General features: G+C 71.2%; 16 protein-coding genes. 12 read left to right on the top strand and 4 right to left on the bottom strand.

Going from position 1 to position 15,386, the window contains the following annotated elements:
• The first annotated feature begins 4 nt into the window (after window positions 1-4).
• Genes ACIP84_RS19355 through ACIP84_RS19340 form a run of 4 tightly spaced genes read left to right on the top strand, consistent with a single transcriptional unit; the run spans window position 5 to window position 3,230 of the window.
• Window positions 5-1,069, top strand: coding sequence for a PhoH family protein (locus ACIP84_RS19355; RefSeq protein WP_355960770.1), 1,065 nt, complete (start codon window positions 5-7; stop codon window positions 1,067-1,069).
• Between the two features lie 12 nt (window positions 1,070-1,081).
• On the top strand, window positions 1,082-1,579 hold the full coding sequence (gene ybeY, locus ACIP84_RS19350; protein WP_030317475.1) for an rRNA maturation RNase YbeY: 498 nt from the start codon (window positions 1,082-1,084) through the stop codon (window positions 1,577-1,579).
• A 5-nt stretch (window positions 1,580-1,584) separates the two neighbouring features.
• Window positions 1,585-2,880 (top strand): hemolysin family protein, encoded by a 1,296-nt coding sequence (locus ACIP84_RS19345; RefSeq protein ID WP_355960767.1) that lies wholly within the window; start codon window positions 1,585-1,587, stop codon window positions 2,878-2,880.
• On the top strand, window positions 2,877-3,230 hold the full coding sequence (locus ACIP84_RS19340; RefSeq protein WP_401798914.1) for an MmcQ/YjbR family DNA-binding protein: 354 nt from the start codon (window positions 2,877-2,879) through the stop codon (window positions 3,228-3,230). Before ACIP84_RS19345 ends, ACIP84_RS19340 begins: the two co-directional genes overlap by 4 nt.
• A 118-nt stretch (window positions 3,231-3,348) precedes the next feature.
• Here ACIP84_RS19340 and ACIP84_RS19335 read toward each other — a convergent pair whose 3' ends face one another.
• A complete protein-coding gene (locus ACIP84_RS19335) occupies window positions 3,349-4,764 on the bottom strand; it encodes an MFS transporter (RefSeq protein WP_401798912.1) in 1,416 nt (471 codons plus the stop codon).
• A gap of 157 nt (window positions 4,765-4,921) precedes the next feature.
• Here ACIP84_RS19335 and ACIP84_RS19330 point away from each other — a divergent pair, with 157 nt between their 5' ends.
• The 6 genes from ACIP84_RS19330 (at window position 4,922) to era (ending at window position 10,516) form a co-directional block, all read left to right on the top strand.
• Window positions 4,922-5,743 carry a helix-turn-helix transcriptional regulator gene (locus ACIP84_RS19330; RefSeq protein ID WP_401799382.1) on the top strand — a complete coding sequence of 274 codons (822 nt, stop codon included), beginning with the start codon at window positions 4,922-4,924 and terminating at the stop codon, window positions 5,741-5,743.
• 139 nt (window positions 5,744-5,882) lie between these two features.
• Complete coding sequence (locus ACIP84_RS19325; protein WP_073914334.1) at window positions 5,883-6,245, top strand: cytidine deaminase; 363 nt, start codon at window positions 5,883-5,885, stop codon at window positions 6,243-6,245.
• A gap of 243 nt (window positions 6,246-6,488) precedes the next feature.
• Window positions 6,489-6,965 (top strand): hypothetical protein, encoded by a 477-nt coding sequence (locus ACIP84_RS19320; RefSeq protein ID WP_355960755.1) that lies wholly within the window; start codon window positions 6,489-6,491, stop codon window positions 6,963-6,965.
• A gap of 216 nt (window positions 6,966-7,181) precedes the next feature.
• The gene (locus ACIP84_RS19315) at window positions 7,182-8,513 is read left to right on the top strand and encodes a beta-xylosidase (RefSeq protein WP_401798910.1); all 1,332 of its coding nucleotides are present in this window, start codon (window positions 7,182-7,184) and stop codon (window positions 8,511-8,513) included.
• Window positions 8,514-8,575: 62 nt separating this feature from the next.
• Entirely contained in the window at window positions 8,576-9,544 is a 969-nt protein-coding gene (locus ACIP84_RS19310; protein WP_355960749.1) for a WxL protein peptidoglycan domain-containing protein, read from the top strand.
• Window positions 9,545-9,565: 21 nt separating this feature from the next.
• A complete protein-coding gene (gene era / locus ACIP84_RS19305) occupies window positions 9,566-10,516 on the top strand; it encodes a GTPase Era (protein WP_374115426.1) in 951 nt (316 codons plus the stop codon).
• Between the two features lie 52 nt (window positions 10,517-10,568).
• Here the strand turns inward: era and ACIP84_RS19300 are convergent, their stop codons facing one another.
• Both ACIP84_RS19300 and ACIP84_RS19295 read right to left on the bottom strand, forming a co-directional pair.
• Window positions 10,569-10,820, bottom strand: coding sequence for a protealysin inhibitor emfourin (locus tag ACIP84_RS19300; RefSeq protein WP_401798907.1), 252 nt, complete (start codon window positions 10,818-10,820; stop codon window positions 10,569-10,571).
• Between the two features lie 21 nt (window positions 10,821-10,841).
• Window positions 10,842-11,894 (bottom strand): M4 family metallopeptidase, encoded by a 1,053-nt coding sequence (locus ACIP84_RS19295; protein WP_401798905.1) that lies wholly within the window; start codon window positions 11,892-11,894, stop codon window positions 10,842-10,844.
• 294 nt (window positions 11,895-12,188) lie between these two features.
• On the opposite strand from ACIP84_RS19295, the gene leuA reads away from it, so the two are divergent.
• Together leuA and ACIP84_RS19285 are read left to right on the top strand one after the other, a co-directional pair.
• Window positions 12,189-13,961 carry a 2-isopropylmalate synthase gene (gene leuA, locus ACIP84_RS19290; RefSeq protein WP_355960739.1) on the top strand — a complete coding sequence of 591 codons (1,773 nt, stop codon included), beginning with the start codon at window positions 12,189-12,191 and terminating at the stop codon, window positions 13,959-13,961.
• A 341-nt stretch (window positions 13,962-14,302) separates the two neighbouring features.
• Entirely contained in the window at window positions 14,303-14,995 is a 693-nt protein-coding gene (locus ACIP84_RS19285) for a TerB family tellurite resistance protein (RefSeq protein WP_401798902.1), read from the top strand.
• Between the two features lie 33 nt (window positions 14,996-15,028).
• Here ACIP84_RS19285 and ACIP84_RS19280 read toward each other — a convergent pair whose 3' ends face one another.
• Window positions 15,029-15,223 (bottom strand): pentapeptide repeat-containing protein, encoded by a 195-nt coding sequence (locus ACIP84_RS19280; protein WP_401799379.1) that lies wholly within the window; start codon window positions 15,221-15,223, stop codon window positions 15,029-15,031.
• Window positions 15,224-15,386: the final 163 nt, after the last annotated feature.

Raw genomic sequence — 15,386 nt, 5'->3', positions numbered from 1 at the left:
GCCCATGACTCAGACGCCCACATCCCACAACGGCGCGCCCGGCGAAGCCCGCGCCCAGTTCACCGTCCCCGCCAAGCACCCGATGGTCAGCCTGCTCGGCTCCGGTGACGCCCTGCTCCGCGTGATCGAGCGCTCATTCCCTGAGACCGACATCCACGTCCGCGGCAACCAGGTCAGCGCGGTCGGCGACGCGGCGGAAGTCGCGCTGATCCAACGCCTGTTCGACGAGATGATGCTGGTGCTCCGCACCGGTCAGCCGATGACGGAGGACGCTGTGGAACGCTCGATCGCCATGCTCAGGGCGAGCGAGAACGGTTCGGAGGGCGGGGAGGAGACCCCCGCCGAGGTGCTCACGCAGAACATCCTCTCCAACCGCGGTCGTACGATCCGTCCCAAGACCCTCAACCAGAAGCGGTACGTCGACGCGATCGACAAGCACACGATCGTCTTCGGCATCGGTCCCGCCGGTACGGGAAAGACCTACCTGGCCATGGCCAAGGCGGTCCAGGCCCTGCAGTCCAAGCAGGTCACCCGGATCATCCTGACCCGCCCGGCCGTCGAGGCCGGCGAGCGCCTCGGCTTCCTGCCCGGCACGCTCTACGAGAAGATCGACCCCTACCTGCGCCCGCTCTACGACGCGCTGCACGACATGCTCGACCCCGACTCCATCCCCAAGCTCATGGCGAGCGGGACGATCGAGGTCGCCCCGCTGGCATACATGCGGGGTCGCACCCTCAACGATGCGTTCATCATCCTGGACGAGGCGCAGAACACGAACCCCGAGCAGATGAAGATGTTCCTCACCCGCCTCGGCTTCGACTCGAAGATCGTCATCACCGGTGACGTCACCCAGGTCGACCTGCCGAACGGGACGAAGAGCGGTCTGCGGCAGGTCCGCGACATCCTGGAAGGGGTCCAGGACGTCCACTTCTCGACGCTCACGTCGCAGGATGTCGTCCGGCACAAGCTCGTCGGCCGTATCGTCGACGCGTACGAGCAGTACGACCTCCGCAACGAGAGCCGCGACGACCGCCGCGGCGAGCACCGTCGCGGCCGTAACGGGAAGTAGAACGCAGAACACATGTCGATCGACGTCAACAACGAGTCCGGCACCGAGGTCGACGAGCAGGCGATCCTCGACATCGCCCGCTACGCGCTCGCGCGCATGCGCATCCACCCCCTCTCCGAGCTCTCGGTGATCGTCGTGGACGCGGAGGCGATGGAACAGCTCCACATCCAGTGGATGGACCTGCCGGGTCCGACGGACGTCATGTCCTTCCCGATGGACGAGCTCCGTCCGCCGGCGAAGGACGACCAGGAGCCCCCGCAGGGGCTCCTGGGCGACATCGTGCTCTGCCCCGAGGTCGCCACCCAGCAGGGCAAGGACGCGCCGACGGAGCACTCCATGGACGAGGAGCTCCAGCTGCTCACCGTCCACGGCGTGCTCCACCTCCTCGGGTACGACCACGAGGAGCCCGACGAGAAGGCCGAGATGTTCGGCCTCCAGGCGGCGATCGTCGACGGCTGGCGCGAGGAGAAGGGCCTGACCGGCCCGTCCCCCGCCCCGACCGTCTCCTGACCCCGATGGACGTCTCGCTGATCCTCGGCGCCGTCGCGCTGGTCGTCGTGGCCTGGCTCGCCGCCTGCGCCGAGGCCGGTCTCGCGCGCGTCTCCAGCTTCCGGGCCGCCGAGGCCGTACGGTCCGGCCGGCGCGGGGCCGAGAAACTCGCCCAGGTCGCCTCCGACCCCACCCGCTATCTCAACGTGGCGCTGCTGGTGCGCGTCGCCTGCGAGATGGCGGCCGGCGTCCTCGTCACCTATGCCTGCCTCGAAGCCTTCCCGGAGACCTGGGAGGCGCTGCTCGTCGCCATCGCCGTGATGGTCCTCGTGTCGTACGTGGCCGTGGGCGTCTCACCGCGCACCATCGGCCGCCAGCACCCGCTGAACACGGCGACGGCCGCCGCGTACGTCCTGCTGCCGCTGGCCCGGATCATGGGGCCGATCCCGCAGCTGCTGATCCTCATCGGCAACGCGCTGACGCCGGGCAAGGGCTTCCGCAAGGGCCCCTTCGCCTCCGAGGCCGAGCTGCGGGCCATGGTGGACCTCGCCGAGCAGGAGTCGCTGATCGAGGACGAGGAGCGCCGCATGGTGCACTCGGTCTTCGAGCTGGGCGACACGCTCGTACGGGAGGTGATGGTGCCCCGTACCGATCTCATCTGCATCGAGCGGTACAAGACGATCCGTCAGGCCCTCACCCTCGCGCTGCGCTCGGGCTTCTCCCGCATCCCCGTCACCGGGGAGAACGAGGACGACATCGTCGGCATCGTGTATCTGAAGGACCTGGTCCGCAAGACGCACATCAACCGGGACTCCGAGGCGGACGTGGTGTCGACGGCGATGCGGCCCGCCGCCTTCGTGCCCGACACCAAGAACGCCGGCGACCTGCTGCGCGAGATGCAGCAGGAGCGCAATCACGTCGCCGTCGTCATCGACGAGTACGGCGGCACGGCCGGGATCGTCACCATCGAGGACATCCTGGAGGAGATCGTCGGCGAGATCACCGACGAGTACGACCGGGAGCTGCCGCCGGTCCAGGACCTCGGCGGGGGCAGTCACCGGGTCACCGCGCGCCTCGACATCGGCGACCTCGGCGAGTTGTACGGCCTGGGGCCCGACGAGTACGACGACGAGGACGTGGAGACCGTCGGCGGACTGCTCGCGAAGGCGCTCGGCCGGGTCCCGATCGCGGGCGCCAAGGCGGTCGTGGAGCTGCCGGACGGGCGCTCGCTGCGACTGACGGCCGAGTCCCCGGCCGGCCGCCGGAACAAGATCGTCACCGTTCTCGTGGAACCCCTGGAACCGGAGGAGAAGCCGGCATGACCCCCGACGAGCTGCGCGCGTTCTGCCTGGACTTCAACGACGCGGCGGAGGAGTTCCCGTTCGGGCCCGACATCTCCGTCTTCAAGGTCGCCGGGAAGCTGTTCGCGCTCTCGTCGCTGGAGACCGCGCCGCTGCGGGTCAACCTCAAGTGCGATCCGGACGACGCCGTACGGCTCCGCGAGGAGCATCCGGCGATCGCCCCGGGCTATCACATGAACAAGCGGCACTGGAACACGGTGACCGTCGGAGAGCTCCCGGACCGCATGGTCCGGGAGCTCGTCGAGGACTCGTACGACCTGGTGGTCGCGGGTCTGCCGAAGGCCGTACGGCTCCGTCTCGACCGGCCGTAGCCCTCGACCTGCCGTAGCCCTCGACCGGCCGTAGCCCTCGACCGGCCGTAGCCCTCGACCGGTCATGGCGCCCGACGGCCGGCTCCCCGGCCGGCCGTCGCTCTCCCGCCGGCGTGGTTCAGGACCGGCGTCGCAGGCCGAGGCCGACCAGGACCGCCGTGCCGAGGACGATCGCCGCGTCCAGGACGAGGACCGTGCGGACCCCTCCGAACAGGTCGCCGCCCGTGGTGGCGAGCACGCCGAGCAGCGGGATGCCGATCGTGAGGCCGACCTGCTGGGTGGTCGTCACCAGACCGGTCGCCAGGCCCTGCTCCCCGTCCGGGACGCCCGAGGTGACGGTCAGTCCGTACGAGATGATCGCGCCCAGGTGGCACATCGAGGCCAGTGAGACGGCGACGGTGGCCAGGGCCACGCCCGACTCCTCGCCCAGGCCGAGCAGCGCTGCCGTCAGCACGCCCTGGCCGGCCAGCGAGCCGACCAGGGTGGCGCGGGCGCCGATCCGGCCGATCACCTTCGGCGCGAGCATGCCGGCCACGACCGACATCACGCCCTGCACACCGAAGACCAGTCCGGTCGCGAAGGCCGACAGGTCCAGCGTCTCCTGCAGGTACAGGGTGAGGACGAAGATGACGGTCGACATCATCGAGAAGGTGATCAGACCGCCCAGGTTGCCGAAGGCGACGGTGCGGCGCCGCAGCATCGGCAGCGACACCAGCGGCGCCGCGTGCCGGGACTCGACCCGCACGAACACCGCGAGCAGCACGATTCCCGCCACCAGGGTGACCAGCACGTCCGTGCCGCCGAAGCCGCGCTGGGCAGCCGTCGACAGGGCGTAGATCAGGGCGAGCAGACCGCCGGTGACGGTCACCGCGCCGGGCACGTCCAGGCGGGGCCGCTCGGGGGTGCGGGACTCGGGGAGCAGGCCGGGGGCCAGCGGCAGCACGATCACGGCGAAGAGCGCGAGCAGGCCCATGGTGGAGCGCCAGCCGAGGGTGTCCGTCATGACGCCGCCGAGGACCATGCCGACGGTGAAGCCGAGCGAGAGCAGGGTGCCGGAGATGCCGAGCGCCTTGTCGCGCAGCGGCCCCTCGGGGAAGGTCGTGGTCAGCAGGGACATGCCGGTGGGCACGATCGCGGCGGCACCCATGCCCTGGAGGGCGCGTGCGGTGAGGAAGGCGGCCGGGTTCCAGGCGAAGGTGGCGAGCAGCGACGCGAGGCCGAAGAGGGCGAGTCCGGCGAGGAACAGCTTCTTGCGTCCGTAGAGGTCGCCGACGCGGCCGAAGAGGAGCAGGAAGCCGCCGGAGGGCAGCGCGAAGGCGGTGACCGCCCACTGCAGGGCGGACTGGCCGAGGCCGAGGTCGGCGCCGAGGACGGGCAGCGCCACGTTCAGCACGGAGAAGTCGAGCGCGACCATGAACTGGGCGGCGCACAGGACGAAGAGGATGAGCCGGGTGCGGCCGGTGAGGACCGGGGGAGCGGCCGGAGGGGCGGCCTCGGTGCCGGTGCCCGCGGGGGGAGAGGTCAGGGTTGCCATGACCCCACCTTCGGCGTCCGGGAACAACGCTGGGGAGCGGGAACTTATCCTGTTGGTCGTACCACCAGGCATCCAGGGGGAGGAAGCACACGTGGCCACCGCTCTCGAGAGCACCACGGCGAAGCAGCACCGACTCGGCGAGCTGCGCGAGTTCCTGATGAGTCGTCGGGCCCGGGTGAGCCCCGCGGAGGCGGGCCTTCCGGACGGTGGCGCGCGTCGCCGCACGCCGGGGCTGCGCCGTGAGGAGGTCGCGGTCCTCGCGGGCGTCGGGGTCTCCTGGTACCAGTGGCTGGAGCAGGGCCGGGACATCACGGTCTCGCCGCAGGTGCTCGACTCGGTGGCGCGGGTGCTGCGGCTGAGCCCGGCGGAGCGGCGCCATCTGTACGTCCTTGCTGCGCTGAACCCGCCGGCGCCGGAGACGGCCCCGGAGGACCGGGACATGTGCGAGGGGCTGCGGCGGCTCATCGACGCGTGGATGCCGTTCCCCGCCCACATCATGGACGCGTACTGGAACACCGTCCTCTACAACGACGCGGCGGCGATCGTGCTCGGGATGGGTCCGGAGAGCGCCCAGAACTGCCTGGTCACCTTCTTCACCGACCCGCTGTACCGCACCCGCATGGGCCACTGGGAGGAGATCGCCCCCCGGGTCGTCGCCCAGTTCCGCTCGGCGTGCTCGGAGAGCCCCGAGGACGAGGGGTTCCGGCAGGTCGTCGAGGAGGTCAGGGAGCTGAGCCCGGAGTTCGCGGAGCTGTGGGAGCGGCGGGACATCCTGCCCGGCGGCCAGAACCGCAAGGAGCTGGAGCACCCGCTGGTCGGCACGTTGTACGTCGAGGCGACCCAGCTGAGGGTCCCGGCCCGGCCGGACCTGGTGATCGTGCTCCACACCCCGCTGCCGGAGGCCGGTACGGCGGAGAAGCTGGAGTGGCTGGTGTCGCCCGAGGGACGCCGCGGGGCGATGTACCCGGTCGCGGGCTGACCGCCCGGGCGTCGGCGGCTGAGCGCCCGGGCCTCGGCGGCTGAGCGCCTGGGCGTCGGCGGCTGAGCCCCGGGGTCGTCGTCGGCTGCGCCCCGGGGCCGTCGCGGGCCGCGGTCCGCAGCGGACCTATGCTCGGGGCATGACACTCAGCAGCGAGCACGGCGACCTCGGCGCCGAGGACCTCAAGATCATCACGCTGGCGCGCAGCGCCCGCGCCCGCAACGGCGTGCCCGAGGGGGCCGCCGTACGGGACGAGACCGGTCGCACGTACGTGGCGGGGACCGTGGAGCTGGAGTCGCTCAAGCTGAGCGCCCTGCGGACCGCGGTCGCGATGGCGGTGGCGAGCGGCGCCCAGTCCCTGGAGGCGGCGGCCGTCGTGTCGAGCGCCGCGTCCGCGTCGGACGAGGACCGCGCGGCGGTACGGGACCTCGGCGGCCCGGAGACCCCGGTTCTGCTGGCCGGCCCGGACGGACAGCTGCGCGTGGCGGTCACGGCGGGCTGAGCGCACGCGCTCGCCCCTCGGGCGAGCGGCGGGAACGGGACATCGAGGGCCCGGCGTACGCGCGCCGGGCCCTTGCGCTTCAGCGGGTTTGTGTCCTTGTGAAGGATCACCGCATCTTCTCTTGCCTTCCCATGCGGTCTGCGTCTCAATGAACACCGGTCCGCCCGACGGACCGTCAGATCTCCACCATTCACGCAGTGTCCGCACCCCTGCGTTCGCCATCGGAAGGGGTTCGAACTCGCCATGAGAAGCAGAAGCACCTTAGGTACCGTCGCGGTCATCGCCGGAGGACTCGCCGCCGCCTCGCTCGCCTTCGCGCCGACGGCCGCCGCCGTCTCGCCGGGCTCGGCCACGGCGACGTACGACTGCGGATCGTGGGGCGGCGGCAGCGCCACCCTCGTCGCGACGCAGAGCGGCACCGCCGCCACCATCACCCTCACCTCGTCCGTGACGACCCCGATCCCGGTCGGCGCCAACCAGATCAACGCCACGCTGACGCTGGCCAAGGCCGGCGGCGGCACACGGGTCTTCAGCGGCAAGAAGAACCCGGCGCTCCCCGTGGGGCCGGTGACCATCGGACCCCTCAGCGGGACCGTGGCCTCGGGCGACAGCCTCAACTCGTACTTCGCGGGTGTCGCCCTCAAGATGGTGATCTTCGGGGTCACGGTGAACTGCGACGCGCTGACCTCGCAGTCGCCGGGCCCGTTCGTCTTCAGCTGAGCCTCCGTACCCACCGGACCGGTGTCGCCCTGGGCGGCACCGGTCTCCGTCGTGTTCCGGCACCTGGAAGGCGCTGCTGACCTGGGGAAACGACCTCAGGCCGGGGATCTTGACATGATCTGATGGGTCATCAGTCGATGTCTTTCGCTTGCATTGACTTCTCTCCGCCCGCAGCCGTCAATGGCGCCCACTCATCCCTCAGGAGGGGGCACACCCATGGCACTCACCCGATCCCGGGCGGCGGCCCGAAGACGGCGCTGGACAGCCGTCCTCGGCGCCACCGCCCTCGCGGTCGCAGGAGGCGCGTTCGCGGCCCCGGCCGGCGCGACGACCACCTCCCAGCCGGTGGAATTCCAGACCCGCTGCGTCCCGCCGCCGATCGCCGGCATCCCGCCCATCACGGGCGCGACCACCGCGGAGATCACCGTCGACAAGGCCAGCCCCAAGGTCGGAGAGACGGTCACGGTGACGTACACGATCACCAAGCCCGCCGCGTCCAACCCGGTCGACCTCGCGCTGCCGGCCGACATCATGACGCCCAGCGGCAAGGTCGTCCTCGGCGGCGCCCAGAGCGGCGCGGTCACCGTCAACGGCCCCAAGAAGAACCCGCCGGTCCCCGGCAAGGGCTCCTTCCCCGCCTTCTCGATGACCGGCACCTTCACCGTCACCCAGGCCGGGTCGATCACCCTCTCGCCCGGCGACTACAACATCCACACCAGCTACCTCATGGAGCTGGACACCCCCTGTACGGTGCTCAACCCGCCCGCCCCGGTCTCCGAGACGGTCGTCGCGAGCCCCGTGACCAGCCCCAACACCCGAGCGCTGGCCCTCGATACCGCGTCCGGCGACCCGGGCGTCCGGGTGACCGTCAACGGCTCCAAGTTCACCCCGCTCACCGAGGTCACCGTCGTCGGCCGGGCCGGCGCGGCGGAGACCGCGGACAAGATGACCGTCACGACCGACAGCGAGGGCTCCTTCGCCGCGCGCCTGAAGGTCAACGACGTGGCGACCACCGGGATCGTGGCCTACGAGGGCGCGGCCTGGGACCCCGAGAAGGGCGCAGGACCCGCCGCGTACAAGGTCGTCGTACCGGCGCCGCCGAACAGCCAGACCATCACCGCGGCCGTCACCGCCGGTGAGCTGTCCATGACCCAGGCCGGGGACGCCGTCGAGCTGTCGTCCGTCGACTTCGGTCAGGGCGGCGCGGCGACCGGCGACCTCAGGACGGTGACGGTGAAGGACTTCCGCGGCGGCCCCGCGGGCTGGTCCCTCACCGGCAAGGTCACCGACTTCACCGGCCCCGGCGGCTCCATCGGCGCCGGCAGCCTCAGCTGGACCCCGGCCTGCACCGCCAAGGCCGGCAGCCCCAGCGCCTGCGCGGCCGGCTCGTCCGGTCCGGTCGGCAGCGGCGGCGCGACCCTCGCCTCCACGCCGAACGGCGCCCTCACGGGCGGCGAGTTCACGATCGACGCGGGGCTCTCCCTCGACGTCCCGGCCTTCACGGCGCCGGGCTCGTACGCGGGCGTGCTGACGCTCACCCTGTCCTGACCACCGTGCGGGCCGGGCGCGCACCCGGCCGGCCCGCTCCGCACCCCGGGGGTTTCCGACTCGTGCGCACCCTGTACGTCCTCCTCCTGAGCGTCCTGCTCCTCCTGCTGGGCCCCGCACCGCACGCGCGGGCCGCCGAGAACGGCGAGTGGGCCGTCTACCCGGCCGCCGCCCGGCTGGGCAGCCGCCCCTACTTCTTCCTCACCGCCGATCCGGGCGCCACGCTCACCGACCGGGTCACCGTCGCCAACAAGACGGCCGCCCCGCTGACCTTCCGGCTCTACGGCGCCGACGCCTACAACACCGACCGGGACGGCGGCTTCGCCGTCCGCACCCAGCGGGAGAAGCAGACCGGCGCCGGCGCCTGGATCAAGCCCGAGCGGACCCGGATCACCGTCCCGCCCGGGTCCGCCGTCACCGTCCGGTACACGCTGACCGTCCCCGCCGACGCCGACCCCGGCGACCACCCCGGGGCGCTCGTCGCGCTCGACGAGCGGATCAGCCCCGGCGGGAAGGGCAACGTCGCCGTCGGCGTCCAGCGCGCCGTCGCCGCCCGTCTCTACCTGCGGGTCAACGGGCCGACCGTGCCCGCCCTCGGCGTCGAGGACGTCACCGTCGACCAGGACCGGCCGCTGGTCCCCGGCGCCGGCACGAGCAGCGCGGTCGTCTCGTACACGCTGCACAACCGGGGCAACGTCACCCTCAACCCCAAGGTCGCCCTCAGGGCGCAGGGCCTCTTCGGACGCACCCTCCTCGACCGCGACCTCGCCGAGGTGCCGTCCGAGCTGCTGCCCCGGCAGAAGATCCGGCTCACCGAGCGGTGGACCGGCTCCCCGCAGCTCGACTGGGGTGACATCACCCTCACCGCGACCGCGAAGGACGTCAGGGAGACCGGCACCGTCTCCTTCCTCGCCCTGCCCTGGCTCGCCGCCGCGACCCTGCTCGCCGGGGGCGCCGCGGGCCTCTTCGGGCTGCGGATCCGGCGGCACAGGGCGGCCCGCGCGGAGCCGAGTGCGCACGTGAGTACGTGAGGCGGCCGCTCATCGGGGACAATGGCCCCCATGAGCGCTCGCAACCAAGAAACCGAAGCCGTCCACCGGGCCGGCTTCGCCTGCTTCGTCGGCCGCCCCAACGCGGGCAAGTCCACCCTCACGAACGCTCTGGTCGGCCAGAAGGTGGCCATCACCTCGAACCGGCCGCAGACCACCCGGCACACCGTCCGCGGCATCGTGCACCGCCCCGAGGCGCAGCTGATCCTGGTGGACACCCCCGGCCTCCACAAGCCGCGCACCCTCCTCGGCGAGCGGCTCAACGACGTCGTGCGCACGACCTGGGCCGAGGTCGACGTGATCGGCTTCTGTCTGCCCGCCGACCAGAAGCTCGGCCCCGGCGACAAGTTCATCGCCAAGGAACTCGCCGGGATCAAGAAGACCCCCAAGGTCGCGATCATCACCAAGACCGACCTGGTCGACTCCAAGACCCTCGCCGAGCAGCTGATCGCCGTCGACCAGCTCGGCAAGGAGCTGGGCTTCGAGTGGGCGCAGATCGTGCCGGTCTCGGCCGTCGGCAACAAGCAGGTCCAGCTCGTCGCCGACCTGCTGATCCCGCTGCTCCCCGAGTCCCCGCCGCTCTACCCGGAGGGCGACCTCACGGACGAGCCGGAGCAGGTCATGGTCGCGGAGCTGATCCGCGAGGCCGCGCTCGAAGGCGTACGGGACGAGCTGCCGCACTCGATCGCGGTGGTCGTCGAGGAGATGATCCCCCGCGAGAACCGCCCGGCGGACCGGCCGCTGCTCGACATCCACGCCAACGTCTACATCGAGCGTCCCAGCCAGAAGGGCATCATCATCGGCCCGAAGGGCAGCCGCCTCAAGGAGGTCGGCATGAAGTCCCGCAAGCACATCGAGGCCCTCCTCGGCACCCCGGTCTTCCTGGACCTCCACGTCAAGGTCGCGAAGGACTGGCAGCGCGACCCGAAGCAGCTGCGCAAGCTGGGGTTCTAGCCCCGGCGACGTGGCTCGTGGCCCCGGAAGCGGGCTTCCAGGGGCCTTTCCCCTACGCGCCTTCCTTGAGGACCCTCGTCACGAGGGTCCTCTGCGCGTCGGTGAGGCGCGGGTCGTGGCAGCGGACCGTGCGCGCGCCGACGGTGATCTCGTACGAGAACCCGTCCGGCACGCCCCGGCGCTCGTCGTCGCCGTCCGCGAGGACGGCGGTGGTCAGGGACTCCCACTCGGGGCCCGAGACCTCCACCTCCGCCGACCGCTCGATGCCCGCGAAACCGCCCGTGCGCCGCACTCGAATCCGCATGGGACCTGTGTACCAGCCGGATCAGTCGGTCGGTACGCCCACGGCCGACCAGGCCTTCAGGACGGCCTGGATCTCCTCCCCGTCGCCGTACCGCGCCCGGGCCGCCGCCACCGTGGCCGCGGCGAACTCGGAGAACCGGGCCTCGGGGGTGAGGGTCCCGCCGGTCATCACGTCGTACCAGATCTGTCCGGCCCGCTCCCAGGAGTTGCCGCCCAGCTCGGTCGCCGCCAGGTAGAAGGCGTGGTTGGGGATGCCGGAGTTGATGTGGACGCCGCCGTTGTCGCGGCCGGTGCGGACGTAGTCGTCCATGTGACCGGGCTGCGGGTCCTTGCCGAGGATGTCGTCGTCGTACGCGGTGCCCGGGGCCTTCATGGAGCGCAGTGCCGTCCCCTCCACGTTCGGGTGGAAGAGGCCCTCGCCGATGAGCCAGTCGGCGGTGTCGGCGGACTGGCCGAGCGCGTACTGCTTCACGAGGGAGCCGAAGACGTCGGAGACGGACTCGTTGAGGGCGCCGGACTGGCTGAAGTACTCCAGGTTCGCCGAGTACTGGGTGAAGCCGTGGGCGAGCTCGTGGCCGATGACGTCCACGGGGAGGGTGAAGTCGAGGAAGATCTCGTCGTCGCCGTCGCCGAACACCATCTGCTCGCCGTTCCAGAAGGCGTTGCCGTACTTCTCGTCGTAGTGGACGGAGGCGAGCAGCGGGAGCCCGGCGCCGTCGATGGAGTCGTGCCCGAAGGCGTCGAGGAAGAGGTCGAAGGTGGCGCCCAGGCCGGCGTACGCCCGGTTCACGGTGGCGTCCCCGGTCGCCGCGTCGCCCTCGCCGCGGACCTTCGCCCCCGGCAGGTCGGTGCCGCGCTCGCAGTCGTAGATCGTGCGGTGCGGCCTGCCGGCCTCGGCGGGGGCGAGCGTGGGCGCGGTGCCGGGCAGCGGCAGGATCCGGAACGTACGGGCCGAGGCGTCCGCGATGAGCGTGCGGCGCGCGGCCGCGGCGACGGCCGGGTTCGAGGAGTGCGCCAGGTGCTCCAGGAGGTGCGGGGGGACGATCGAGCAGAAGACAGGCGTCTGGGGAGTCATGCTCGCAATGTGGCACTGCGTGAGCTCTCTGTCACGGGCTGAGACGAGGATTGGCGAAATGGAGTGATGCGTCACTGTTCGCCCTTGACGCGAGTGCCGTCCCGCATACTGATACAGGACGTCCGTCTCCGACGTCCCTGGGCTAGGCTGCGGCACATCATGCGTTTCGGGCTGCTTCTCCTTAGCTGCCGCGGCGAGGGCCTGTAGTCGTAGGCCGACCCCCTCCCCGCGGGACCTGGTGTTGCGTTCGACAGTCGGCCGTCCTTCTTGCTGGACCCGAGGAGCCCAACGCACATGACCCAGTCCCCGTTCGTCAGCCGCCCCACGCCGATCACCAACGCGACGCAGCTGCAGAAGCCGTCCGGGATGCCGATCCACAAGTACGGCCGGTACGAGCAGGTACGGATCCCCGACCGCACCTGGCCCGAGCAGCGGATCACCAAGGCCCCGCGCTGGCTGTCCACCGACCTGCGCGACGGCAACCAGGCCCTGATCGACCCGATGTCCCCGGCCCGCAAGCGCGAGATGTTCGACCTGCTCGTGCGCATGGGCTACAAGGAGATCGAGGTCGGCTTCCCGTCCTCCGGCGAGACCGACTTCGCGTTCGTGCGCTCCATCATCGAAGAGGGCGCGATCCCGGACGACGTCACCATCTCCGTACTGACCCAGGCCCGCGAGGACCTGATCGAGCGGACCGTGGAGTCCCTGGTCGGCGCGAAGCGCGCCACCGTCCACCTGTACAACGCCACCGCGCCCACCTTCCGCCGGGTCGTCTTCCGCGGCTCGAAGGAGCAGATCAAGCAGATCGCCGTGGACGGCACCCGCCTGGTCATGGAGTACGCGGAGAAGCTGCTCGACGAGCGCACGATCTTCGGCTACCAGTACAGCCCCGAGATCTTCACCGACACCGAGCTGGACTTCGCCCTGGAGGTCTGCGAGGCGGTCTGCGACGTCTGGCAGCCGGGCCCGGGCCGCGAGATCATCCTGAACCTGCCCGCCACCGTGGAGCGTTCGACGCCGTCCACGCACGCGGACCGCTTCGAGTGGATGTCCCGGAACCTGACCCGCCGCGAGCACATCTGCGTCTCGGTCCACCCGCACAACGACCGCGGTACGGCCGTGGCGGCCGCCGAGCTGGCGATCATGGCCGGCGCCGACCGCATCGAGGGCTGCCTGTTCGGCCAGGGCGAGCGCACCGGCAACGTCGACCTGGTGACCCTGGGCATGAACCTGTTCAGCCAGGGCGTCGACCCGCAGATCGACTTCTCGCAGATCGACGAGATCCGTCGCACCTCCGAGTACTGCAACCAGATGGAGGTCCACCCGCGCCACCCCTACGCGGGCGACCTGGTCTACACCGCCTTCTCCGGCTCCCACCAGGACGCCATCAAGAAGGGCTTCGACGCCATGGAGGCCGACGCGGCCGCCCAGGGCAAGACCGTCGACGACATCGAGTGGGCGGTGCCGTACCTGCCGATCGACCCGAAGGACGTCGGCCGCTCCTACGAGGCCGTCATCCGGGTCAACTCGCAGTCCGGCAAGGGCGGCATCGCGTACGTCCTGAAGAACGACCACAAGCTGGACCTGCCCCGCCGGATGCAGATCGAGTTCTCGAAGATCATCCAGCAGAAGACGGACACCGAGGGCGGCGAGGTCACGCCGGCCGCGATCTGGTCCGTCTTCCAGGACGAGTACCTGCCCAACCCGGACAACGCCGGTGCTCGCTGGGGGCGCATCCAGCTGCGCTCCGGCCAGACCACCTCCGACACGGACGGCACGGACACGCTGACCGTCGAGGCGGTCGTCGACGGCGTCGAGACCGTCCTGTCCGGCTCCGGCAACGGCCCGATCTCCGCCTTCTTCGCGGCCCTGCAGGCGATCGGCGTGGACGCCCGCCTGCTGGACTACCAGGAGCACACCATGAGCGAGGGCGCCTCCGCGCAGGCAGCCTCGTACATCGAGTGCGCCATCGACGGTCAGGTCCTGTGGGGCATCGGCATCGACGCCAACACGACCCGCGCCTCCCTGAAGGCGGTCATCTCGGCGGTCAACCGCTCCGCCCGCTGACCCGGTCCTCAGGAGACGGCCCCCGCACCCTCCCGAGGGGGCGGGGGCCGTCACGTTTCCGGTCGGGGTCATGTTTCCGGGGGCCGGTGCCACCCCGGAGGGTGATCTCGCGACGACCGCTTCGGCCATCGAATCCGGGGCGATCGGCCCGGCGGAGGCGGCAGGCCGGGCCGGCGGAGGCTTTCTGGCCTTCGCAAAGCACCGTCGCCGCCCTCCGCGGGCGGTGACGTGTCTCGGCCAACTCCGCGGTGAAGTCCTGACGGGGTGCTGACGCCACATCAAGGATGTGGCTAACATCACGCCAACGCCGGCAGTGCAGCCGGGCCGTCGAGGAGGTGCGTGTGCGGTCTGCCCGGAATTCACGTGGTGGGAAAGTGGGCGTCTGCGGAATCCGCACCTCCTGGAACACGGTCGGGGACGGCGAGTTCTTCTGCGAGGAGTGCGGGGGCGACCGCAACTACCGGCGCCGCACCGGCCGCCGCAGGTTCGCCGTCCTGGGGGTCCCGGTCCTGCCCCGGGGCTGTACGGGCCCCGTCGTCGAGTGCGCGGCCTGTCACACGCACTTCGGTACGGAGGTGCTCGACCACCCCACGACCACCCGCTTCTCCGCGATGCTGCGGGACGCCGTGCACACCGTCGCCCTCGCCGTGCTCGCCGCCGGCGGCACCGACTCGCGGGCCGTCCTCGACCGGGCCGTGAGCGCCGTCAGGTCCGCCGGCTTCGCCGAGTGCACCGCCGTCCAGCTCGTCGACCTCGTCGAGGCCCTGGAGGCCGACACCGGGCGCTTCATGCCCGAGGTGAACCCCGAGGGCGCGCTCCTCGCGATCGAGCTGCACGAGGCCCTGGAGCCGCTCACCCCGCACCTCGCGCCCTCCGGCCGGGAGTCGATCCTGCTCCAGGCCGCCGGGATCGCCCTCGCCGACGGGGTCTACAGCCCGTCCGAGCGAGAGGTCCTGGGGACGGTCGGCAACGCGCTGGCGCTCGCCCCGGACGACGTCGTGCGGCTGCTCGCCTCGGCCCGGACGGTCTCGTAGCGGCGGACGCCCGTCACGGTCCCGGACGCGCGGCTATCGAGGACGCACTCTCGTCGGCAGTCCCTTGGTTCCGGTGGTGACCGCTCCCTCGAAGCTCGTGCCGGTGAGGTTCGCGCCCGTCAGGCCGGCGCCCGACAGATCGGCGCCGTCGAGGACGGCCTCCGACAGGTCCACCTCGCGCAGGTCCGCTCCCCTCAGATCGGCCGACGTCAGGTTCGCCTCGCTCAGCCGCGCGCAGCCGACCGTCTCCGCCTCCTCCTGCTCCGGCGCCCGGATGAAGTGCTCGCGGTCGCAGAGGTGAGCCTTCCGCAGATCGGCGTGGAAGAGGGAGGGCGGCGACGGCCGCCAGTCCCGGCAGGCTGAGCAGGATCGGTGTGAGCCGCGAGGAGGG

Origin of the sequence: Streptomyces sp. NPDC088707 (assembly GCF_044752725.1) — a bacterium.
Classification (GTDB): Bacteria; Actinomycetota; Actinomycetes; order Streptomycetales; family Streptomycetaceae; genus Streptomyces.
This window is presented reverse-complemented; position numbering and strand designations above follow the sequence as displayed.